Here is a 22106-nt window from a genome sequence, read left to right as displayed (position 1 = left end):
GTTTGATGCCCTCAGAAACTCCCGACATAAAGCCCCGCAGTCGCGACGTCACCGACGGCCTGGAGAAGGCCGCCGCCCGCGGGATGCTGCGGGCGGTAGGCATGGAGGACGACGACTTCGCCAAACCGCAGATCGGCGTCGGCTCGTCGTGGAACGAGATCACCCCGTGCAACCTGTCGCTGGACCGGTTGGCCAAGGCCGTCAAGGACGGTGTGCACGCGGCGGCCGGATTCCCGATGGAATTCGGCACCATCTCGGTCTCCGACGGCATCTCTATGGGCCACGAGGGCATGCACTTCTCGCTGGTCTCGCGCGAGGTGATCGCCGACAGCGTCGAGACGGTCATGCAGGCCGAACGCCTGGACGGCTCGGTGCTTCTGGCCGGATGCGACAAGTCACTGCCCGGCATGTTGATGGCCGCCGCGCGTCTCGATCTGGCGAGCGTGTTCCTCTACGCCGGGTCGATCCTGCCGGGCAAGGCCAAGCTGTCGGACGGCACCGAACGCGAGGTGACGATCATCGACGCGTTCGAAGCGGTCGGGGCGTGTGCGCGCGGGTTGATGCCCCGCGAGGACGTCGACGCGATCGAGCGCGCGATCTGTCCGGGCGAGGGCGCCTGCGGGGGCATGTACACCGCGAACACGATGGCTTCGGCCGCTGAGGCGCTGGGCATGTCGCTGCCGGGCAGCGCGGCGCCGCCGGCCACCGACCGTCGCCGCGACGGATTCGCCCGGCGCAGCGGTCAGGCCGTCGTCGACCTACTGCGACGCGGCATCACCGCCCGCGACATTCTCACCAAAGAGGCCTTCGAAAATGCGATCGCCGTGGTGATGGCGTTCGGGGGGTCCACCAACGCCGTGCTGCACCTGCTGGCCATCGCCCACGAGGCCAACGTCAAGCTGACGCTCGAGGACTTCACCCGAGTCGGTGCCAAGGTGCCCCATCTCGCCGACGTCAAGCCGTTCGGCAAGCACGTGATGTACGACGTCGACCACATCGGCGGCGTCCCCGTCGTCATGAAGGCACTGCTGGATGCCGGTCTGCTGCATGGCGATTGCCTGACGGTCACCGGTCAGACCATGGCCGACAACCTGACCCACATCGCGCCGCCGGATCCCGACGGCAAGGTGCTGCGTGCGCTCAGCGACCCCATCCACCCGACCGGCGGCATCACGATCCTGCACGGCTCGCTGGCGCCGGAAGGCGCGGTGGTCAAGTCGGCGGGCTTCGACTCGGACGTCTTCGAGGGCACCGCAAGGGTTTTCGAGCGTGAGCGCGCCGCGCTGGACGCTCTGGAGGACGGCACGATTCAGGCCGGCGACGTCGTGGTCATCCGCTACGAGGGCCCCAAAGGTGGGCCTGGGATGCGCGAGATGCTGGCGATCACCGGCGCCATCAAGGGTGCGGGTCTGGGCAAGGACGTGCTGTTGATGACCGACGGGAGGTTCTCCGGCGGGACGACCGGCCTGTGCGTTGGCCACATCGCGCCCGAAGCCGTCGACGGCGGCCCGATCGCGTTCCTGCAAGACGGTGACCGCGTCCGGCTGGACGTGGCCGACGGCACGCTCGACGTTCTCGTCGACCCCGCGGAGTTCGAGTCCCGCAAGGCCGGTTTCGAGCCGCTGCCGCCGCGATACACCACCGGCGTGCTGGCCAAGTACACCAAGCTGGTCGGTTCGGCGGCGGTCGGCGCGGTCTGCGGCTGAACCCGGTTGGCGAACGCGGCTATCGCGGCGGCGGATCGGTGGGTGTCAGCGCGATCGGCAGCCAGTAGGTGCCAGGCCCCTGTCCCGGGCATCCCGGCGCGGGCACCGCGAATGTGCGCTCACCGGAGAAGCTGCCGTCACCATTGGGTCTGAGCCAGTCCGAACGCTGCGTCGTCACCGTGCCACCGCTGCCGTCGGGATTGCAGTAGAAGGGGTACTCACCGGCGGACTCCCACCGATCACCGTTCCACCGGTACTCGAATTGCGCTGGTGCATCGGGGTCTTGAGAGATCTCCGCTTCCCGCAGCCACCGCGCGACGCAGCCGTTCACATCGCAATGGGTGGTGAAGAGCCCCAGCTGTGTGGCCGGATGCGCGAACGCCGGCGCACCGTTGAACGTCTGTCGCGAGTGATCGAGGAAGGCGTTGTAATAGCCGTAGATCGGCACCGGCTCGGGGCGATCGGCGGCGGCGACGGGTGCCAGTGCCACGGTGACGCAGCCGATGCCCACCGCGAGGGAGACTGCCTTCGACTTCACCAGAGCCCCTTCCGTCGGAGCCCTCGGCGGCCGGAGAACTCTAGGCACTGAATAACACAGCGACGTGCCAGTCGCCCACTGAATCAACGATCTCGGCGGGCGGCTGCCAGCCGCGCGATGCGCGGCAAGGCAATCGCGCACACGGGCAGGTAGGCGGTCGCCCACCACGGCACGCCGAACACCACTCGGGACCCGTCGCCCTCGGGGATCACCTCATGGCGCGTTGCGCCGACGCCCGCAACGTTCCACGCCCAGCAGCGGCGGGGGCGAAACTCGGTGATGGTGAACGGCAGTGCGACACCGACAGGCGTGTAGACCTTGCCCTGTGATCCGAGGTGCATGGGTCCGGGCTCGTCCAGCTCGGCCTGCGATACCGTCGGCCCCCACTGCGGCCACGTGTCGAGGTCGGTGATGACATCCCAGACCGCTTCGGAAGCCGCGTCGGTGCGCAACTCCACCGTCGGCATCCCCCGTCGGAATCCGAAGTCCACCAAAGGCTGATGCCCCGGTCAGGGGCGTATTAAACGACGACTATCGCGGCGGCGTTCACGGCACTGCTCGCATTGTGGCGGTCACAGAGCAGGGCTATCACCCGAGTCCCCCGACGGTCGTCGACAGGATCAGTACCCGGAGAATCGGGCGAAAAGCTCGGGCAAGAATCCGGCGAGGTGGTTCATCTCCTGCGCGCAGTGCACCATCAGGTCTCGCGGATTCGGAAGCTGCCGGGCGGCGATCGGTCGAATCGCTCTGTCGGTCAACCGGTTTCCACGTCTCACCGCGACGTGCCGACCTCCCATCCAGAACCGCGAACGCATCTCGGCGCCGTCGGGCGTCTCGCGGACCTGATGCACCAGCCAGCCGACATCAACCGGGATATCGCCGGATCCGAGTCGCGCGCAGATCGCCACACCGGTGGCCAGGTCGCCGAGACCCAACTCGGACGGCGGTACGAACCGGATCGCCGGCCGGGTGAACGACGAGCCGAGATACTCCTCCACCAGCGACGTCCGACCGACGTACCTACCTTCACCACCGCCGTCGTCCCAGCGGACAGACAGGTGCGCGCGCGGATGCCACAGTTTGTAGCGGCGCGAGTCGCTGCCGTGCCACCCGAACCACCAATCCCACATGGCCGGACTGACGCCGGGCATGTCGGTGCGTACCGACACCTGGATGCCGCCGTCGCGCATGACGCCGTACCCGTTCTCGGTCTGCTGGTATCCGTCGACGCGCATCGCGGTGAGGTCGTCGAACGCGGGCAGTGTCGGCTCGGCCTGGGGGCCGTGCTCCAGGGCCTCGACGACATGTCGTGGTAGAGGCGCCATCTCGGGGTTGTAGAACTGCGCGAATTCGACTGTGAGGTCCTCGCCGCGGTAACCAAGGTAGGGCTTCATCCTCACACCCTGCCCATCCAGCTGTGAAACCGTCCGTCAGGGTCGTACTGCGCGCGCACACGATCGAGACGGATCATCGCGTCGTCGGTGGCGAATCGGGCCGGCCGCTGCCCGAGGTTCTCGTCGGCGAGCTGGATGCCTGTGGCCAGATGCGCCATGGCCGCCATGTTCGAGCGAGCCCAGTCCGCGTAGCGATCATCGTCCGCGGCATCGCGCCAAACTCCGTACAAGGCAAGGTAGATGTCGTCCTCGAGGCTGTACGCCATGTCCTGGCGAGCCGGCGAGGGCCCCCAGTTCAGCCACAGGAAGTGCGACGGGTGCGGGGGCAATGTCTCGATGATGCTGCGAATCCCAGGCAATAGTTCGTCTGCGGATGCCGAGGTCCACATGTTGTCGGCGGCATAGCGGTAACCGGTGGGGTAGTTGCTCATCACTCCCTCGTACCAAGCCGCCAGGTCGGCCGGCGCGTATGGGACCGCGAGGACGGCCCGGTCACGCACCGGGCACGTGTCGAGTAGCGCCAACGCTTGTGTCGCCTCGTCCTCCGAATCCGCGAACACCGGCGACGCCATGACGATCCCCGGCTGCTCGATCCCCGCGCCCGGCACGCTTCTCGACGCGACGATCTGCAGCTCGACCCGTCGGTCGACGTCGGCGCTGATCGCCCGGGCCCAGGTGAAGATGTCGTCGGCCAACTCGATGGGATACACGTACAGGCTGCTGCCACAGATGGCGGGGCGCTTATACAGCTTCAGATGGAACGCGGTCACTACACCGAAGAAGCCGGGTCCTGAACCTCTTGCCGCCCAATACATCTCGGGATGGCTATCCGGGCTGCAGTGGATCCGCTCGCCGTCGGCGGTCACCACGTCCAGTCCGATGACACTTTCGCAGGCCGGCCCGAGAATGCGGCTGTTCCAGCCGTATCCGCCCTGCAGCAGGTATCCGCCGATGCACACGCCCTTGCAATGTCCGGCCGGAAAGAACAGGTCGTGCGCCTCCAGATCCGCGGCCAGTAGGCTGCCACCTTTTCCGGGCCCGACCACCGCCGTCATGCGCTCGGCGTCGATGGCGCAGTCGTTCAGGCGGCTGACGTCGAGCAGCATGCCGCCGTCGCGTACGTGGTTACCCGCCCAACTGTGACCGCCGGATCGGACACCGACTTGCAGGTCGTGCGCGGCCGCATAGCGGAGCGCGGCGACGACGTCGTCGACTTCAGCGGCTTGCACCACCACGTCGGGATAGCGGTCCGGGGTGCGTGCATTCCAAACCGTCGCGCGTCGAGCAGCCTCGTATCCGTCGTCCGAGCGGGTGTAAAAACGACCAGGCGGGAGCGACATCGGAGGACCTCCTTGGTCCATATACCGAATCTTTGTGAACCGATATGCGGATCAATATAGTGAGGGCGTGACGCGCCCGGGTCGAAACGAACGAACTCCTGCGCCGCGCGAGGACGGCATTCAGGTGCTGCGTCGCGCCGCAGCCGCCCTGGACGAGATCGCAGCGGCGCCCGGTCGTCTTCGGTTGGTGGATCTGGGCGCTCAGCTGGGCCTGGCCAAGTCCACCACGCGCCGGTTGCTCGTCGGATTGGTCGAGATCGGCTTTGCGGCGGTCGACGAGCAGGGCCGGTTCTCGCTCGGGGATCGGCTGCTCGGCCTCGGAAGCGCCGATGTTGCGGGACTGGCAGCGTTGTTCCGGCCGACGCTCGAGCAGCTGGCGACGACCACTGGGGAGACAGTCGATCTGTCGGTGTTGCGGGGCGGCGAGATGTTGTTCATCGACCAACTGCAATCGACGCATCGCCTGCGCGCGGTGTCGGCGGTCGGCATGCGTTTCCCCCTGGAGTCGACGGCCAACGGCAAGGCGGCGACGGCGCTGTTGAAGGGCTCGACCGTTGTGGCGTTCGATCGTGACGAGCACACCGTCGGGATTTCGGCTGCCGGTGTGGCGGGGCGTACGGCCGGCGGACACGTCGTCGCCATCTCGGTGCCTGCGCCGACCGAACGATTCGTGGCCGATGAGGAGCGGATCGTCGCGGCGCTGACGGCCGCGGCCGCCACGGCGCCCTGGTCGAGGTGACTACTCGACGATGCGGGCGACGGCGAAGCCGTCCCAGCCTTTGAGCCCGACGGTCTGTATCGCTGCGGTCTCCAATTGCGGATGGTCGCCCATCATCTCGAGCATCTCGCGTACGGCGCGGGCCTGGGCGTCGTCGGCTGCAGGCTCGAGTACGCGACCGAAACGAGCGATGTTGTCCACCACGATGATTGACCCCGGCCTGCCAAGCTTGATGGCCCACTCGACGTAGGCGACGTTGTTCTCTTTGTCGGCATCGATGAAGGCCAGATCGAAAACATCGCCGCGGTCGGCGAGCATCGGCAGTGTGTCGAGTGCCGCGCCGACGATGATCTCGATGCGATCCTGCAGGCCAGCGCGGGCGAAGTTATCCCTGGCGATCTCGGCGTGCTTGGAGTCGTACTCCAAGGTGACGACATGGCCGCCGGGCCCGACACCGCGCGCGAGGTTGATGGTGCTGTATCCGGCCAGAGTGCCGATCTCCAGGACGCGGGTGGCCGAGGATAACGACGTCAACAAGTAGAGAAGCTTGCCGTGCTGTCCGGATACCTCGATGGGAGGCATGCCGGCGGCGTTGCCGGACTCACGCGCGGCGCGCAGCGCGTCGTCCTCGGTGTGCAGGATGCGATTGAAGAGCTCGTCGAGAGTCTTGGAGTCAGGGTCGGACATTTGCGGAACGATAGCGGAATCGTCTGTCGGGCGGCGATCGCCGTGGAGGGTTTGCTGGCGGTCGCGGCTGTGGTCGGTTGTCCGGTGACGGTTCGGTCCGGGCGCGGCGCCGGTGAGTAACTCGTCGGCCGTGGCAGAACCGCTGCAGGACGGTGTCGGATGCAGGGCCGTACGGAAACCGGACGCGCCCGGGTCGCGGAATTTGGCGCGGTGGCTGGTGTTGTGGGTCGGGTACCATTTGCCGGGTGACGCCTGAGGGGGCATGCCGACCGATCGGCACGACGCTGATCGCTGCGCGGAATGACGATGACTGAGACGCTGCGAATCGATACCGACCTGGTGCTTGAGGCCGGTGGACGGTTGCGGGCGCTCGCGGATGCCATCCCCGAGCCGCCGGCTTCGTTCAAGCCGTCGGGTGACGATGCCTTGTCGACGGCGATCGCTGCCAAGGTGGCTGAAGTGGTCGACCCGGCCATCGCTCAGCTGCCGGTGGTCAAGGCGGAGTTGGCGAAGTACGCCCAGAACGTGATCAACGCCGCCAACACCTACGAGGCGGTTGACCGGCAGATCGCCGAGGAAATACTGAAGCGCCTCGAATCGCTCAGCGATGCGGCCGGGGAGGGACCGGGGACCGCGCAGTGAGTCATCCGCCTCCGCCTGGTGGTCCTCCGCCGGGCAATCCCGGGCCGCCACAGGGGTATTCGGGGCCCTACGGTCCGCCCCCACAGCAGCCGCCATGGGAGCAGCAGTGGCCGCTGGGCCCGCCGCCGAAGAGGCGCGGCAACGCATGGAAGTGGCTGCTTGGCAGTGTGGCGCTGCTTGCTGTCATCGGAGTTACTGTGGCAGTGACGATTTCGGTTACCGCCGACAGCGGAGACGAAGGTGCCCCGCCTTCCGGTGAGACATTCGGTTTGGCAAGCGCCGATGACACAGGTCCGGCGAACATCATCACGGAGGACCCGAGTTGTGCGGCGTGGACGCCGATCAATGACACTTTCGTCGATATTCAGCGGGGTGGTTGGAATAGGCGTGATGCAGCGATTCCGGCTGCAGAATGGACACCAGACCAGCGCAGGGAATACCAAGAGGTCGGCCGGGCAGCCGGGGATGCAGCCGAACAAACCGTCGCGGTCACCAAGGTCACCCCGCATCGTGTGATGCGCGAACTATACGAGCAATTCATCGCATACGCACGGGCTTACAGCGATGCGGTCCCGACCTATAAACCCGCCGACGAGCACCTTGCTGGTGCCTTAACGAACACAGCTTCCACCATCACGTGGGCGTGCTACGCCATCACGTATGGTTCGGCAGAAGCGCGAGCTCCGCTGGTGGCGGCACCGCCGCAACCGAGCCAGATTGCACACGTGACGAACCCCGCAACAGCTGAGCGATTCTTGGAGTCGACCGATCCGATCTGCTCGCCTTGGTATCGGCTTGTAGATCGCGTAGATGCAGATACGAAGCGGTGGCAGGAGATCGATCCGTCCCTTTCGGCGAGCGAGTGGTCTCCTGAACAGCGAGCTATCGCAGAGAAAACCATTCCGGTAATGATGCGATTCGCTGACGACATCCAAGAGCTAGGTATTGAGAGCAAGAACCCGGTGATCCAGGACCTCGCCACTCTGGTGGCTCAATATCGAAGCGCCTACGCCGCTGCACTTCCCACATACACCAAAGCGGATTCATACCTATCGAGCACTTCCGCCCGAGCGGCCGCAATTGTTTACCAGGCTTGCAAGGCCGTCGAGAGCTAATCAATGGGTATCGAAAGGCCACCAGACCCCCACGGAATGGCTGCACCACCAGCTTGGCCAGAGGCCGATGAAAATGTACTTCAGAGGTGCGCAACTGTATTCAACGAAGCCTCAAGGAAGATTGGACGCCAAATTGAGAGCCTGCGTCACGAGCGGTCCAAGCTTTTCGAGAGCGCCGACCTATGGGCCGGTGGTGCAGCGGGGGCTGCCTCGGGGGTTCTGAATAAACGTATCTTTCAGCTTGAGTCAGTCAAGAGCCAACTCATCGCTTCCAAGAACCTGTTCGTGGACAGCAGGGACGAGGTTAAGGACACAAAGGAAGCTATAACCGACCTCGTCGAGCGAGCTAATGACCTAATCGATCGTATAAGCCAAAGTGCTGAAGGCTCCCCTCAGGACAAGCAGGCCGTCATAGATCAAGTGATTCAAATGGTTCGCGGCCAGAACCTAAGTCTCGTAGCTCTGGCTGGCTCTCGTATCTCCGGAGAAGTCCCTCTCCGACACGGTAACCCAGAGGCCACTGAAGGTCAGATTCACTGGCTTCGTCAGCATCGAGACGAAGGTCCGCTCGTACTGCCCTCCCATTTCATGGGGGGAGGATCAGAAGGCGGCCCTAAAGGGCCGCCGACGTCTTCGGGACCGTCTATATCCGGTTCGCCTTCGCAAGCGCTAGTCCCTGCTTCAGTCGATGGACCGAAAGGGCCGTCTACCGTTGCGCCGGATGCTCTTACCGCTGATCTTGGGCCAAAAGCTCTTGGACCCGATGCGTCCGAGTCCCCAAAAGGACCTCGGGGACAATATTCCCCGCTCGATTCGCCCAGTGTAGGATCCGTAACCCCCGGAATCCGAAGCGCGCCAAGCACTCCCGCAGCCCCCGTACCTCCACGCATCGCCGCTCCGATCAGTCCTCTATCGAGCGGCGGGTCACCCGCGCCGTCGGTCCCATCCACACCCACTGCGCCGAGCTCACCTAGCACCGTCAGTCCCGCAGCAGCCACCGCTCCGGCTCAGGCACAAATGGCTGACTTCCACCGGACGATGGCAGAGTCAGCAACGAAAGCCGTTGCGCAGACGCCGATCCCGCCGCCGCAAGCAGCTCCGATCGTCCCCGCCTCAGCGATGCAGCCTTCCAATCTTCCCCCGCTCCCCGACACGTCGTCGCCATCCCCGCCCAGCCATACCGCAGTCCCGCCGGCCTCAGGTCCGACCAACACCCAAGCACCCGTCGCACCGCCTCCCGCAACAGGCGCCGCCCCCGCTCCACCCGTACCGCTGGGGCCGCCACCCACTCCTTCGCCGGCCGCTCCCGCCGCTCCGGCCGCCAATGTCGGCCCCGGCGTTCCGTCCGGCACCGCCGCATCCGGCGCGGGCACGGTTGGCGCGCCTGCGCCCGTTCCGGTTTCGGCCGCACGCGCTCAGCGCGAGGCGATCGCGGCTGCCACCCTCCGGCGGTCCTCCGGCAGTGATCCCGCTCAACTCGCGCAACGAATCGCCGCGGCGCTGAACGTCGGCATCACCGACATGGGCTTCTGCTGGGTCACCGGCCTCGCAAGAGACGGAAGCATCGTCGTCGCCAACAACTACGGCCTCGGCTACATCCCCGAGGATGTCAAGTTGCCCGACCGCATCAAGATGGCCACCGCCGACGAAGACATCCCCGCTCACGTTCGCGGATCCTGGGCGACGTATCCCATTCTCGCGCTTCATGGTTGGGCGCAGCACCACAATACAGAACTACGCGCCGTCATCGCCACCGAGGACCAGTTCAAGGGCTTCGACCCCGGCGCGCCCCGGATCATCCTGCGGCCCGACGACATCCCCGAGGACGGCCAAATGAAAGGTCGCCATCGCCTTCAGGTGATATCCCCCGATGCCGCAAGCAAATTGGCGGCCATCGCACCCACCGGGCTCTCCGAGGTGCTACCACCCCCGCCCACCGACGCCACTCCCCCTGAGGACCGCCGCGCCCTGCTGTGGTTTGAGGTCTTCCGTCCTTTGCTCAGCAACTCTCCCGACCGAGCTCCCGTTCAGTTGCGGTGTTTCATCACCTACGCCGACCACGCCCAGGAACTGGCGCTGCACCGAGCACACACCGCGACCGATGCCGCCGACCAGCGCGCCGCCATCGCCGACTGGATCTACTGGCAGCACCTGAGCGTCCTGATGCAGGATGCGACCGCCACCGGCGCCACCGTCTGACCACCACCTCGCGCCACGTTCGAGCCCCACGTTCGAGACCCCCTTACCAAGCTGACTGAAGTTTGGCTTCCGGCCGATTGGGCACGCCAGCCTCAAACAACGAGGAGGCGCCCATGCGAGCAGTCACCTGGCAGGGTCGTCGGAAGGTGTCCGTCGACAATGTGCCCGATCCGGCCATCAAGGAACCCACCGACGCGATCATCCGGGTCACCAGCACCAACATCTGCGGCTCAGACCTCCACCTCTACGAGGTGCTCGGCGCGTTCATGACCCCCGGCGACATCCTCGGCCACGAGGCAATGGGTGTCGTCGAAGAGGTCGGGCGCGAGGTCGACGGTCTGCAACCCGGCGACCGCGTCGTGATTCCCTTCAACATCTCCTGCGGCCACTGCTTCATGTGTGGCCAAGGCCTGCAGAGCCAGTGCGAAACCACCCAGAACCGCGACCAAGGGACCGGCGCCGCCCTGTTCGGCTATTCCAAGCTCTACGGCGAGGTCGCCGGCGGACAGGCCGAGTACCTGCGCGTGCCTCAGGCGCAGTACACCCACATCAAGGTCCCCGACGACGGCCCTGACGACCGCTACGTCTACCTCTCCGACGTCCTGCCCACCGCATGGCAAGCCGTGGAGTACGCAGCGGTACCCGACGGCGGCACCCTGGTGGTTCTCGGTCTGGGTCCGATCGGCGCGATGGCCTGCCGCATCGCCGCACACCGCAAGGGCTGCAAGGTCATCGGCGTCGACCTGGTCGACGATCGACTCTCTCGTGCCCGCGCCTACTGCGATGAGGTGATCGACCTCCGCACCGAGGACGCCGAGGAGGTCGTCAAGAGCCACACCGACGGTCGGGGTGCCGACTCGGTCGTCGACGCCGTCGGAATGGAGGCGCACGGATCTCCCGTCGCCGGAACCTTGCATACCGCCAGCGGCTTCCTGCCCTCGCCCATCGGCCGCGTCGTGATGAAGAACGCCGGCGTCGACCGGCTCGCCGCTTTCAACTCCGCGATCACCCTCGTGCGCCGCGGGGGCACGGTTTCACTGTCCGGCGTCTACGGCGGCGCCGCCGACCCGATCAACATGATGACGTTGTTCGACAAGCAGATCCAGTTGCGGATGGGTCAGGCGAACGTCAAGAAGTGGGTTCCCGAGATCATGCCGTTGTTGACCGCCGAGGATCCGCTGGGTGTCGAGCGGTTCGCCACCCATCGGCTACCGCTCGAGGACGCCCCCGGCGCGTATGAAACCTTCCAGAAGAAGGAGGACGGCATGGTCAAGGTCATCCTCAAGCCCTGACGAGCGTGCCGATGCGGCCGACACAACGCTTGAGACAATTGGTGTTGTCGTTACCTGATACCCCTGGTTTCGGTCGCGCGGGTTCTGGCAACATTACCGACGAGTAAGGAGTTCCTCCGACTTCCGGCAGGTGGGCAGATGACGGGTACTTGGAAAGCCTCAGAGACTTCAGTGTTGGCCCAGAGCGAGGGCGGTGGCGCCGCCATCCACGAGATTGTCGGTCTGACGGTCGCCGCCGCGGTGGTCGCCGCGGTGCTGTTATGGATCGGCTGGATGCACCGCACACACAAGATCGACTGGCTGGCGCGCCTGGGTGACTGGTCAGGACGCCGCTTCAAGCGGCCCTCGTGGGTCGCCCTGCCCATCGCGATCTTCGTCGCGTCGATCATCTGCGCGCTCTTCGGATTCATCTGGGACGTCAGCTTGCACATCGGCAACGGCCGCGACGACGGTGCGCTCGCCAACCCCGCGCACTACTTCATCCTCATCGGTCTGTTCGGCATCTTCGTCGCCGGCTGCACCGCGATGGTGCTGCCCCGCGGTGAGGAAGAGCGTCCCGGTCCGGCCGCGGTGCGCATCACCGACCACTGGTATGCCCCGGTCGGCGGCATCGTGATGGCCGGTTGCGGGTTCTACGCACTCCTGGGCTTCCCGCTCGACGACATGTGGCACCGCATCTTCGGCCAGGACGTCACGCTGTGGGGGCCCACCCACCTGATGATGATCGGCGGCGCAGGCTTCTCGACATTGGCCGCGGCTTACCTCGAACTCGAAGGCAAGCGTGTGCGAGGCCCAGACGCGCCGCCCGACGGTATCGGCCTGAAGTTCATCCAGTACCTGGCGTTCGCCGGTGTCCTGATCGGCATGTCGGTCTATCAGATCGAGTTCGACTTCGGCGTTCCACAGTTCCGCCAGGTCTTCCAGCCCATGCTCATCGCCGCAGCCGCCGCGCTCGCGTTGGTCGCCGCGCGCATCTTCCTCGGTCGTGGCGCCGCGCTCATCGCCGCCGTCATCGCCATCGGCTTACGCGGCATCGTGGCGTTCCTGGTCGCTCCCGTGCTCGACGCTCCGGTCAACTGGTTCCCCCTCTACCTCGGCGCTGCCGTGGTGGTCGAGCTTCTGGGCCTGACTCCGCTGATCAAGCGTCCCGTGCTCTACGGAGCCGTGGCTGGCCTTGGCGTCGGCACCGTCGGTCTGTGGCTGGAATCGCTGTGGATCAACAGCGTCTACCACCTGCCGTGGCACAGCAGCATCTGGCCTGAGGGTCTGGCGATGGCCGTACCCGTGGCCATCCTGACCGGCGCCTGCGGCGCGTTGATCGGCATGGTGTTGACCGACCAACGGCTTCCGCGCCGGGCGCTGAGCGTTGGCCTGGTCGTGTTGACGGTGCTTGCGATCGGCGGCGCCGCAGCGAACGGACTCCGCTACAACGTTCCCGAGAACGCCAACGCCACGATTGTCCTGACCGAAGCTCCCGGTGACGACGATGCGCGGTTCGTGACGGCCGATGTGCAGATCACGCCTGCCAACCTGCTGAGCGAGGATCCGAACTGGGTGACGATACTCGGGTGGCAGGGCGGCCTGTCCAACCAGCGGGGCATGTTCATCGACAACCTCGAGCAGGTCGCGCCCGGCCACTACCGCTCCACGAAACCGATGCCGGTTTCCGGCACGTGGAAGACGCTGCTGCGCGTCCACGACGGTCGGATGCTGACGGCGGTGCCGATCTACCTGGCCGGTGACCCCGGCATCGGCGCGCAGGAGGTGCCCGCCGAGCCGAACATGACGCGTCCGTTCGTCTCGGAAATCACGATCCTCCAGCGCGAACGCAGCCCCGACATCCCAGAGTCGTTGTGGCTGATCGGCTGCCTGGTGGTGCTCGTCTGCTCGCTGGCCATGGTTGCCGGCGTGACCTGGGGTGGCGGCCGCATCAACCGCAGTGAGCCCACCGGTAGCGAGGCCGAGCTACAACCCAGCGCGCAGTCATGACAGCCAGCCCAGACGGCACAGATGTCCTGATTCTCGCGGACCATCCGATCTGGTTGGCGGTGCCCGCCTTCGCCCCGGCGATCGTCGTCGCCGGGGTGGTGGTGTACATCGCGGTGAAGAACCGACGCAGAAGCGAAACGAAATCGACCGACGAAGGGAAACCGTGACAACGCCTGTTCGCTGCTACGGAATCGCCATCGTGACCGCTGTGACACTTCTCCTCGCCGGGTGTGGTGGCTCGCGCGACGCCGACTCCGAACCGAGCGGTCCCGCCCAGTCGACTGTCGGTGCGGCCGACACGCCGGCTCAGCAGCGCCCGAGCGATCGCCTGACCATCGACATCACGATCGAGGGCGGCAAGGTCGACCCCACGAATGCGCAAGTACGAGGCAAGGTCGGCGAACCGATCGTTCTTCGGGTCAACAGCGACGCGGCCGACGCACTGCACGTGCACTCGGTGCCGGAGCACACTTTCAAGGTGGCGCCCAAGCCGGGCCAGCAGTTCCAGTTCACCGTCGATGTGCCCGGCAACGTCGAGATCGAACTGCATGAACTGAATCGCGTCGTCGCCACCGTTCAAGTCCAGCAGTGATGCCGGGGCCGTCGGTCTCCGTACTGGCCCACGGTCTCGGCGGTTCGACCGATCTGCCGATTCCCTTCACCTACGCGTTGGTGGGGGCCGCATGGGCGTTGACGTTCACGTTCGCGGTGGTGGCGCTGGCTTGGAAGAAGCCGCGGTTCGACCCGGCCAATCCCGTTCGGCCCCTTCCCCGTTGGGTGACGACGACGGTCGACGCGCCCGTGACCCGGTGGGCTCTCGCGCTCGCCGGATTGGGTTTCGCGGTGTGGGTCGGTGTCGCCGCCGTCTTCGGCCCCCAGGACGCGAGGAACCCGCTACCCGGTGTGTTCTACGTCCTGCTGTGGGTGGGCTTGGTGGCGGTGTCGCTGATCATCGGACCGGTGTGGCGGGCCATATCGCCGGTGCGGGCGGTTCTTCGGCTGCTGGGCGGACGGTCGTTGCGCCTGCCTTACCCCACGTGGTTGGGATACTGGCCCGCGGTTTTCGGACTGTTCGCGTTCGTGTGGCTGGAACTGGCCAGTCCGGATCCGGGTTCGCTTGGCGCCATCCGCATTTGGCTGCTGATCTACCTCGTCATCACGCTGGCCGGGGCGCTGCTGTGTGGTGAGCGTTGGTGCACACGGGCCGACCCTTTCGAGATGTACAGCGTGGTGGCCTCGCGGCTGTCGCCGTTTCGCCGAGATCCCGACACGGGTCGGGTCGCGATCGGCAACCCGTTCGACCATCTCCCGTCGCTGCCGGTGCGCCCGGGCGTGGTCGCGGTCATGGCCGTGCTTCTGGGATCGACCGCGTTCGACAGCTTTTCGGCCACACCCGCATGGCGGAACTTCGTCGACGACCATTCGTCGTCGACGCTGACCGCCACCCTCATCAAGACCGCCGGCTTGGCCGCGTTCGCAGCCGTCGTCGCCGGCACGTTCTGGCTCGCTTCGGTCGCCACCGGTGGTGTGGACCGCGACCGGCGTCGCCGGCTGCCCGGGCTGATGGCGCACTCGCTGATCCCGATCGTCATCGGTTATGTGTTCGCCCACTACCTGACCTATCTGGTCGAGCGCGGTCAGCAGACCATCATCCTGCTGGCCGACCCGCTGGCTCGCGGGTGGAACCTGTTCTGGCTGGGCGATGCCGAGGTCAGTTACTTCTTGTCCCAACACCCTGCGCTGCTGTCGACGCTGAAGGTCGGCTTCGTCCTGGCCGGGCACGTCGGGGGTGTCGTCGCGGCGCATGACCGGGCGCTGCGCCTGCTGCCGTCGGGCCATCAACTGACCGGGCAGCTGGCGATGATGCTGGTGATGGTCGGCTACACCTTCACCGGGCTGTACCTGCTGTTCGGCGGGTAGCGTGGCCGTACATGAAGGCGCTCATCATCGTCGACGTGCAGAACGACTTCTGCGAGGGCGGCTCGCTTGCCGTCGCCGGCGGCACCGACGTCGCCCGCAATATCAGCGAGTTGCTCGCCGACCAGACCGAATACGCGCATGTGGTGGCCACCAAGGACTTTCACATAGACCCCGGTGACCACTTCTCCGACAACCCCGATTTCGTGACGTCCTGGCCGCGGCATTGCGTCGTCGGTACCGCCGGTGCGGACTTTCATCCGCAGTTCCGGCCCGACGCGGTCGAGGCGGTCTTCACCAAGGGTGAGTACTCGGCCGCCTACAGCGGCTTCGAGGGCACCGACGACGCCGGAACGCCGCTGGCCGACTGGTTGGTTCAGCGCGGGGTCGACGCGGTCGACGTGGTCGGCATCGCGACCGACTACTGCGTGCGGGCGACGGCGTCCGACGCCGTGGCGAACGGGTTCACCACACGTGTCCTGCTGGATCTGACCGCCGGAGTCGCCCCTGAGTCGACGGCCAGCGCGGTCGAAGACCTTCGCGCGCACGGCGTCGAGATCGCTTAGTGACCGGTTCCCGGCTCGTGTGATTTCGGTGTGGAGTTGGTTGTGATGGTGCCGCATTGGGCACACCCGTATCGTCTCGTTGTCCGTGTGTCGTCGTCTGGAGTGAGAATTGACCCAAGCCCCCGCCCCCCAAGCCGCGTCCCTCGAGATCTGGCCGGGTAAGGCCTATCCGCTCGGCGCGACCTACGACGGGACGGGCACCAACTTCGCGGTGTTCAGCGAGGCCGCCGACAAGGTCGAGCTGTGCCTGTTCGACCCCGATGGGACCGAGACCAGGATGACGCTGCCCGAGAACGACGCATTCGTCTGGCACGGTTTCATCCCGAACATCGAGCCCGGTCAGCGGTACGGCTACCGGGTGCACGGCGTCTACGACCCGCCGTCGGGCCAGCGCTGCAACCCGAACAAGCTGCTGCTCGATCCGTACTCGAAGGCCATCGACGGCAACTTCGAGTGGAATCAGTCGCTGTTCAGCTACAACTTCGGCGATCCCGACAGCCGCAACGACGACGACTCCGCGGCGAGCATGCCGAAGTCGGTGGTCATCAACCCGTACTTCGACTGGGGCAACGACCGGCCGCCGGACTACGAGTACGCCGACTCGGTCATCTACGAGGCACACGTCAAGGGTCTGACGCAGACGCACCCCGACATCCCCGAGAACATCCGCGGCACGTACTCGGCGGTGGCGCATCCGGTGATCATCGAGCACCTGCAGTCGCTCGGAGTGACGGCGATCGAGCTGCTGCCGGTGCACCACTTCGCCAACGACTCGACGCTGGTCGACAAGGGCCTGTCCAACTACTGGGGTTACAACACGATCGGCTTTCTTGCGCCCGACTCCAAATACAGCTCCAGCCCCAACCCGGGCGGACAGGTGCAGGAGTTCAAGGCGATGGTCCGCGCGCTGCACGAGGCCGGCATCGAGGTGATCCTCGACGTGGTCTACAACCACACCGCCGAGGGAAACCATCTGGGCCCGACACTGTCGATGCGGGGAATCGACAACGGCGCGTACTACCGGCTGGTCGAGGACGACAAGCGCTACTACATGGACTACACCGGCACCGGTAACAGCCTCAACGTCGGCCACCCGCATTCGCTTCAGCTGATCATGGACTCGTTGCGGTATTGGGTGACCGAAATGCACGTCGACGGATTCCGGTTCGACCTCGCCTCGACACTGGCCCGCGAGTTCTACGACGTCGACCGGTTGTCGACGTTCTTCGAACTCGTACAACAGGACCCGACCGTCAGCCAGGTCAAGTTGATCGCCGAGCCCTGGGACGTCGGACCCGGTGGCTATCAGGTCGGCAATTTCCCGCCGCAGTGGACGGAGTGGAACGGCAAGTATCGCGATACGGTCCGTGACTACTGGCGAGGCGAACCCGCCACACTCGACGAATTCGCCTACCGTCTAACGGGTTCGGCGGACCTATACGAGCAGACCGGCCGCCGACCCGTCGCCTCCATCAACTTCGTGATCGCCCACGACGGTTTCACGCTTCGCGACCTGGTGTCCTACAACGAGAAGCACAACGAGGCCAACGGCGAGAACAACAACGACGGGGAAAGTCACAACCGGTCCTGGAACTGTGGCGTGGAGGGGCCAACCGACGACCCCGAGGTCAACGCGCTGCGAGCGCGACAGCAGCGCAATTTCCTTACGACACTGCTGCTTTCGCAGGGTGTGCCGATGATCGCCCACGGCGACGAGCTCGGCCGCACCCAGCAGGGCAACAACAACGTCTACTGCCAGGACAACGAGCTGTCGTGGATCGACTGGGCCAACCCCGACACCGATCTGATGGAATTCACCCGCAAGGTGTCGGCGCTGCGCGCGGCGCATCCGGTGTTTCGCCGGCGCCGGTTCTTCTCCGGACGGCCGGTGCGCCAGCGCGGCGGCGACGGGCTGCCCGACATCGCGTGGTTCGCTCCCGATGGGTCCGAGATGAGCGATGAGGACTGGGAAACGGGTTACGCCAAGTCGATCGCGGTGTATCTCAACGGCAACGGGATACCCGACCGCGACGTGCGGGGGCAGCGCATCGTCGACGACTCGTTCGTGCTGTGCTTCAACGCCCACTACGAACCGCTCGACTTTGTGATGCCGGAGAAGAAGTTCGGCGATTCTTGGATCGCGGTGGTCGACACCTCCGCCGAGGACGGCGACGAATCGACACCGGTGGAAGCCGGGCAGAAGGTAGCAGTGGCCGCGCGTTCGGTTCTGGTGTTGCAGGCCGCCCCGGCGGAGTAGGCCGAAACGCTCTCAGGCGAACCCCCCATGCGCCGAATCTGAAGTTGTGCGCGAAAAATCGACTGGTTCTCGAACACAAGCTCAGACTCGGCGACTGAAGAGACCCCTACTCGACCACGGGGAAGAACGAGTCGCCGTCCTCGGGGCTGCCGTCGATCTGACCCGCGTCACGACCGTGTTGGTCGGGGTCCAGGTGGTCCAACTCGTCGTCCGTGCGCAGCTCGGTGTCACCGCTCGGCTCGCCCAACGGCTGGTTCAACTCGGGTTGCTCGGGTTCTTCGGCGGCGAGTTTCTCGTCGAGGCTCTCGTCGACCTCGCCGTCGGCGTTGATCTTGTCGGCTTCACGCCATCCGTCGGGCGGGTCGACGGTTTCGTCACCGTCGGCGTTGCGCACGTCGTCGGAGTCGAACGCCTCCATCGGGCGCAACGTGTCGCCGACGCCCCCGCCGTCGTTGGGTGAATAGCCTGGGTCCGGATTTGCGCTCACAGCTATCCGGTTGCCCACCTGCTCGGCCGCTAAACGCCGCAGCAGCAGCGCCGTGGCCGCTTCAGCCGACGATGCGCGCGATCGACTTCAGCGGGATCGGCAACCAACTCGGCCGGAAGCGCGCCTCGTAAGCGGCCTCGTAGACCACCTTGTCCAACTCGTAGCCCGCCAGCAGCTGCCGGGAGTCGCGAGGGTCGGTACCCGACACCTCGGCGTAGCCCTCGCAGAACGAGGCGGCGTTGCGGTCGACCCACTCCCGGGCTCGCGCCGCGAGCTGACGGTCGTGGTCCTCGTCGGAGGACTGTTCCATCAACCGTTGGTAGGCGGCGTATTCGAAGGACCGCAACACCCCGGCCACGTCGCGCAGCGGGGAATCCGGTCGGCGCCGTTCCTCGAGCGGCTGACCGGGCTCACCCTCGAAGTCGATCAGCAGCCAACCCGCGGGAATGCGTAACACTTGACCCAAATGCAGGTCGCCATGGATGCGCTGAACGGTGACGGTCTCCTCCGACAGCTTGCGGTACCGCTCCTCGATCAGCGGCGCGTACTGTCCGAGATCGGGCACGGCCTTGGTCGCAGACGCCAGCCGTTCCAGCGCGGTGTCGGTCGGGAACACGGTGGTCGCCGTGCCGAGTTCGTCGGCCAGTGTCGCGTGCACCGACGCGACCGCCTCACCGAGCCGATACGACTCGCCTGCGAAGTCACCACCCACCTCGTCGGCGTACAGGTCTCCCTCAGCGAACAGGTCACGGGTGCTGGCCATCGCCATATCCCAGCCCTCGGCCGAATTCGCGGCGAACTCGGTCACCATGCCCAGCGCGCACGGCTCGCCGTCGCAGCTCGTCTCGAACGAGCCCAACAACCGCGCGACATGCGGATTCCCGGCGCGGGCCAGCACCCGGTTCAACTCGATGTCCGGGTTCGTCCCGGGCGTGATGCGACGGAAGAGCTTGAGGATCGCCTCCTCCTCGAAAACCACGCTGGTGTTGCTCTGTTCGGCCGCCGACACCCGCGGCGCGGCGTCGAGCGGCAGTTCGACGCCGGGTTCCTTGACGAAGCGCACCGTCGCGTCGCCTGAGCCCACCGTCGCCGACGAGTCGATCAGCGACAGCAGGTACCGGGCGGCGGCGGGATCATAGAGCGCGTCGTACGCGGTGCGATCCCCGTCGGCGCCGATCGTCGCAACCTCCGCGTACTCCTCGATGGGGCCGGTATTCCACCGCACCAGCACCTGATACCGCTCTTGGGAGCCGTCGGTGTAGGAGACGTCGAGCAGCACGAGGTCCAGGTCATCGCGCAGGGCGGTGCTGGCCGCCTGCCGCACAGCGGCCAACTCGCGGCTGCGACCGGCATACCACCGTTGGTGTGGTAGCCACTCTTCGAACGGCAGGGTCATGACTGTTCTCCATGCTCCGGGCTGGGTGCCTTCAGCGAGAACCAGTAGAACCCGTGGCCGGGCAGGGTCAGCAGGTACGGCAACTGGCCGATGCGCGGGAACTCCACGTATCCGGTCATCTCGACCGGCGTGTACCCGTTGTAGGCCTGCAGATTCAGCTCGATCGGCTGAGGGAACCGCGAGAGGTTGTTGACGCACAGCACGGTGTCTTTCCCGCCGTCCTTGGTGCCGGAGTCCTTTTCAACCTCGCGCACGTAGGTCAACACGGACGGGTTCGAGCCGCCCAACTCGTGGAAGCTGCCGATGGCGAACGCCTCATGGCGGCTGCGCACCGCGAGCATCGTGCGCGTCCAGTTCAGCAGCGAGTTCGAGATGTCCCGCTGCGCTTCGACGTTGACGGCCTGATAGCCGTAGATCGCGTCCTGGTTCGGCGGCAGATACACCCGCCCGGGTGTGGCCGTGGAGAAGCCCGCGTTGCGGTCCGGCGTCCACTGCATCGGGGTGCGTACCGCGTCGCGGTCGCCGAGCCAGATGATGTCGCCCATCCCGATCTCGTCGCCGTAATACAGCACCGGCGAACCGGGCAGCGACAGCAGCAGCGCGGTGAACAGCTCCATCTGGTTGCGGTCGTTGTCCAGTAGCGGCGCCAGCCGTCGGCGGATGCCGACGTTGGCCTTCATCCGCGGATCCTTGGCGTACTCGGCGTACATGTAGTCGCGCTCTTCGTCGGTGACCATCTCCAGCGTCAACTCGTCGTGGTTGCGAAGGAAGATGCCCCATTGCGCCATCTCCGGAATGTCGGGCGTCTGCGCCAGGATCTCCGAGATCGGGAACCGCGACTCGCGTCGGACCGCCATGAAGATCCGCGGCATCAGCGGGAAGTGGAACGCCATGTGGCATTCGTCGCCGCCGGTGTCGGGATCACCGAAGTACTCGACAACGTCGGCCGGCCACTGGTTCGCCTCGGCCAACAGCACGCGGCCCGGATATTCGTCGTCGATCACCTTGCGGCAGTGCTTGAGAAACGCGTGCGTCTCGGGCAGGTTCTCGCAGTTGGTGCCCTCCCGCTCGAAGAGGTAGGGCACCGCGTCCAACCGGAAGCCGTCGATCCCGAGGTCGAGCCAGAACCGCAGGACGTCGATCATCGCCTCCTGAACGGCCGGGTTGTCGTAGTTGAGGTCGGGCTGGTGGCTGAAGAATCGGTGCCAATAGAACTGCCGTCGCACCGGATCGAAGGTCCAGTTGGACTCCTCTGTGTCGACGAAGATGATCCGCGCGTCGGAGTACTTGTCGCTGGTGTCGCTCCACACGTAGAAGTCGCCGTACGGTCCGTCTGGATCGCGGCGCGATTCCTGGAACCAGGCGTGCTGGTCGGACGTGTGGTTCATCACGAGGTCGGTGATGACGCGGATACCGCGGCGGTGCGCCGCGTCCAGCAGCTCGACGAAATCGTCGACGGTGCCGAACTCGGGCAGCACCTTGTAGAAGTCGCGGATGTCATAGCCGCCGTCACGCAACGGCGAATCGTAGAAGGGGGGCAGCCAAAGACAGTCCACGCCAAGCCACTTCACATAGTCGAGTTGCTCGGTCAGTCCGCGCAGATCGCCGATGCCGTCGGAGTTCGAGTCGTAGAACGCGCGCACCAGCACCTCGTAGAAGACGGCGCGTTTGAACCACGTACGGTCCTCGGGCAGAACCCGGGCGTGGCCGAAGTCGTCGGCGGTCGGGTGCTCTACGACACCGTCCTCGACATGACTGCCCTCCGTCGGATCGTGATCGGGGGGTACGTCGGATCCTCTGACACCGCTGCGTTGTTCCATACGGTCCTCAACCTACCCACGTCGCGAAGAAACGAATCGGCCG

At 65.8% G+C, this 22106-nt stretch carries 20 protein-coding genes; 12 read left to right on the top strand and 8 right to left on the bottom strand.

Features of this window, described 5'->3' with window-relative positions:
* The first annotated feature begins 5 nt into the window (after positions 1–5).
* Positions 6–1706 carry a dihydroxy-acid dehydratase gene (gene ilvD, locus AU193_RS10375; protein WP_064422294.1) on the top strand — a complete coding sequence of 567 codons (1701 nt, stop codon included), beginning with the start codon at positions 6–8 and terminating at the stop codon, positions 1704–1706.
* Positions 1707–1725: 19 nt separating this feature from the next.
* On the opposite strand, the gene AU193_RS10370 is transcribed toward ilvD, so the two are convergent.
* The 4 genes from AU193_RS10370 to AU193_RS10355 form a co-directional block, all read right to left on the bottom strand.
* Complete coding sequence (locus tag AU193_RS10370) at positions 1726–2196, bottom strand: hypothetical protein (RefSeq protein WP_371259182.1); 471 nt, start codon at positions 2194–2196, stop codon at positions 1726–1728.
* A gap of 131 nt (positions 2197–2327) precedes the next feature.
* Positions 2328–2711, bottom strand: coding sequence for an SRPBCC family protein (locus AU193_RS10365; protein ID WP_064422293.1), 384 nt, complete (start codon positions 2709–2711; stop codon positions 2328–2330).
* A gap of 153 nt (positions 2712–2864) precedes the next feature.
* On the bottom strand, positions 2865–3638 hold the full coding sequence (locus AU193_RS10360) for a DAPG hydrolase family protein (protein ID WP_064422292.1): 774 nt from the start codon (positions 3636–3638) through the stop codon (positions 2865–2867).
* A 2-nt stretch (positions 3639–3640) separates the two neighbouring features.
* A complete protein-coding gene (locus AU193_RS10355) occupies positions 3641–4978 on the bottom strand; it encodes an FAD-binding oxidoreductase (protein WP_064422291.1) in 1338 nt (445 codons plus the stop codon).
* A 67-nt stretch (positions 4979–5045) separates the two neighbouring features.
* On the opposite strand from AU193_RS10355, the gene AU193_RS10350 reads away from it, so the two are divergent.
* Positions 5046–5717 (top strand): IclR family transcriptional regulator, encoded by a 672-nt coding sequence (locus tag AU193_RS10350; protein ID WP_064422290.1) that lies wholly within the window; start codon positions 5046–5048, stop codon positions 5715–5717.
* Here the strand turns inward: AU193_RS10350 and AU193_RS10345 are convergent, their stop codons facing one another.
* Entirely contained in the window at positions 5718–6383 is a 666-nt protein-coding gene (locus AU193_RS10345) for an O-methyltransferase (RefSeq protein WP_064422350.1), read from the bottom strand.
* 306 nt (positions 6384–6689) lie between these two features.
* Here AU193_RS10345 and AU193_RS10340 point away from each other — a divergent pair, with 306 nt between their 5' ends.
* The 10 genes from AU193_RS10340 to glgX all read left to right on the top strand — a co-directional run bounded on the left by AU193_RS10340 (position 6690) and on the right by glgX (position 18360).
* Positions 6690–7025, top strand: coding sequence for a type VII secretion target (locus AU193_RS10340; protein ID WP_082682921.1), 336 nt, complete (start codon positions 6690–6692; stop codon positions 7023–7025).
* Positions 7026–7222: 197 nt separating this feature from the next.
* Positions 7223–8140, top strand: coding sequence for a hypothetical protein (locus tag AU193_RS10335; RefSeq protein WP_253867750.1), 918 nt, complete (start codon positions 7223–7225; stop codon positions 8138–8140).
* A gap of 1038 nt (positions 8141–9178) precedes the next feature.
* On the top strand, positions 9179–10339 hold the full coding sequence (locus tag AU193_RS10330; RefSeq protein ID WP_253867748.1) for a secretion protein EccK: 1161 nt from the start codon (positions 9179–9181) through the stop codon (positions 10337–10339).
* Between the two features lie 113 nt (positions 10340–10452).
* The gene (locus AU193_RS10325) at positions 10453–11631 is read left to right on the top strand and encodes an alcohol dehydrogenase catalytic domain-containing protein (RefSeq protein WP_064422288.1); all 1179 of its coding nucleotides are present in this window, start codon (positions 10453–10455) and stop codon (positions 11629–11631) included.
* A gap of 138 nt (positions 11632–11769) precedes the next feature.
* The gene (locus AU193_RS10320; protein ID WP_064422287.1) at positions 11770–13620 is read left to right on the top strand and encodes a hypothetical protein; all 1851 of its coding nucleotides are present in this window, start codon (positions 11770–11772) and stop codon (positions 13618–13620) included.
* The gene (locus AU193_RS23340) at positions 13617–13787 is read left to right on the top strand and encodes a hypothetical protein (RefSeq protein WP_172798268.1); all 171 of its coding nucleotides are present in this window, start codon (positions 13617–13619) and stop codon (positions 13785–13787) included. The genes AU193_RS10320 and AU193_RS23340 overlap by 4 nt, the downstream gene beginning before the upstream one ends.
* Positions 13784–14212 (top strand): hypothetical protein, encoded by a 429-nt coding sequence (locus AU193_RS10315; protein ID WP_064422286.1) that lies wholly within the window; start codon positions 13784–13786, stop codon positions 14210–14212. The genes AU193_RS23340 and AU193_RS10315 overlap by 4 nt, the downstream gene beginning before the upstream one ends.
* Positions 14212–15540, top strand: coding sequence for a hypothetical protein (locus AU193_RS10310; RefSeq protein ID WP_064422285.1), 1329 nt, complete (start codon positions 14212–14214; stop codon positions 15538–15540). The genes AU193_RS10315 and AU193_RS10310 overlap by 1 nt, the downstream gene beginning before the upstream one ends.
* 11 nt (positions 15541–15551) lie before the next feature.
* Positions 15552–16103 carry a nicotinamidase gene (locus AU193_RS10305; RefSeq protein WP_064422284.1) on the top strand — a complete coding sequence of 184 codons (552 nt, stop codon included), beginning with the start codon at positions 15552–15554 and terminating at the stop codon, positions 16101–16103.
* 109 nt (positions 16104–16212) lie between these two features.
* The gene (gene glgX / locus AU193_RS10300) at positions 16213–18360 is read left to right on the top strand and encodes a glycogen debranching protein GlgX (RefSeq protein WP_064422283.1); all 2148 of its coding nucleotides are present in this window, start codon (positions 16213–16215) and stop codon (positions 18358–18360) included.
* A gap of 106 nt (positions 18361–18466) precedes the next feature.
* Here the strand turns inward: glgX and AU193_RS10295 are convergent, their stop codons facing one another.
* From AU193_RS10295 to treS, 3 genes are all read right to left on the bottom strand, one after another.
* Positions 18467–18778: a hypothetical protein gene (locus tag AU193_RS10295; RefSeq protein WP_156425176.1), complete on the bottom strand. Its 312-nt coding sequence runs from the start codon at positions 18776–18778 to the stop codon at positions 18467–18469.
* Between the two features lie 130 nt (positions 18779–18908).
* Entirely contained in the window at positions 18909–20243 is a 1335-nt protein-coding gene (locus AU193_RS10290) for a hypothetical protein (RefSeq protein WP_064422281.1), read from the bottom strand.
* Positions 20240–22063, bottom strand: a complete 1824-nt coding sequence (treS, locus tag AU193_RS10285; protein ID WP_064422280.1) for a maltose alpha-D-glucosyltransferase — start codon at positions 22061–22063, stop codon at positions 20240–20242. The genes AU193_RS10290 and treS overlap by 4 nt, the downstream gene beginning before the upstream one ends.
* Positions 22064–22106: the final 43 nt, after the last annotated feature.

It is taken from the genome of Mycobacterium sp. GA-1285 (assembly GCF_001499905.1).
In the GTDB taxonomy this organism is placed as follows: Bacteria; Actinomycetota; Actinomycetes; order Mycobacteriales; family Mycobacteriaceae; genus Mycobacterium.
This window is presented reverse-complemented; position numbering and strand designations above follow the sequence as displayed.

Excerpts from the sequence above, each read along its gene's own strand:
- AU193_RS10340 (WP_082682921.1), top strand. The coding sequence starts at position 6,690 with ATGACTGAGACGCTGCGAATCGATACCGACCTGGTGCTTGAGGCCGGT.
- AU193_RS10290 (WP_064422281.1), bottom strand. The coding sequence starts at position 20,243 with ATGACCCTGCCGTTCGAAGAGTGGCTACCACACCAACGGTGGTATGCC.
- AU193_RS10325 (WP_064422288.1), top strand. The coding sequence starts at position 10,453 with ATGCGAGCAGTCACCTGGCAGGGTCGTCGGAAGGTGTCCGTCGACAAT.
- AU193_RS10305 (WP_064422284.1), top strand. The coding sequence starts at position 15,552 with ATGAAGGCGCTCATCATCGTCGACGTGCAGAACGACTTCTGCGAGGGC.
- AU193_RS10345 (WP_064422350.1), bottom strand. The coding sequence starts at position 6,383 with ATGTCCGACCCTGACTCCAAGACTCTCGACGAGCTCTTCAATCGCATC.
- AU193_RS10330 (WP_253867748.1), top strand. The coding sequence starts at position 9,179 with ATGGCAGAGTCAGCAACGAAAGCCGTTGCGCAGACGCCGATCCCGCCG.
- AU193_RS23340 (WP_172798268.1), top strand. The coding sequence starts at position 13,617 with ATGACAGCCAGCCCAGACGGCACAGATGTCCTGATTCTCGCGGACCAT.
- AU193_RS10355 (WP_064422291.1), bottom strand. The coding sequence starts at position 4,978 with ATGTCGCTCCCGCCTGGTCGTTTTTACACCCGCTCGGACGACGGATAC.
- AU193_RS10320 (WP_064422287.1), top strand. The coding sequence starts at position 11,770 with ATGACGGGTACTTGGAAAGCCTCAGAGACTTCAGTGTTGGCCCAGAGC.
- AU193_RS10365 (WP_064422293.1), bottom strand. The coding sequence starts at position 2,711 with ATGCCGACGGTGGAGTTGCGCACCGACGCGGCTTCCGAAGCGGTCTGG.
- ilvD (WP_064422294.1), top strand. The coding sequence starts at position 6 with ATGCCCTCAGAAACTCCCGACATAAAGCCCCGCAGTCGCGACGTCACC.
- treS (WP_064422280.1), bottom strand. The coding sequence starts at position 22,063 with ATGGAACAACGCAGCGGTGTCAGAGGATCCGACGTACCCCCCGATCAC.
- AU193_RS10360 (WP_064422292.1), bottom strand. The coding sequence starts at position 3,638 with ATGAAGCCCTACCTTGGTTACCGCGGCGAGGACCTCACAGTCGAATTC.
- AU193_RS10295 (WP_156425176.1), bottom strand. The coding sequence starts at position 18,778 with ATGGAGGCGTTCGACTCCGACGACGTGCGCAACGCCGACGGTGACGAA.
- AU193_RS10310 (WP_064422285.1), top strand. The coding sequence starts at position 14,212 with ATGCCGGGGCCGTCGGTCTCCGTACTGGCCCACGGTCTCGGCGGTTCG.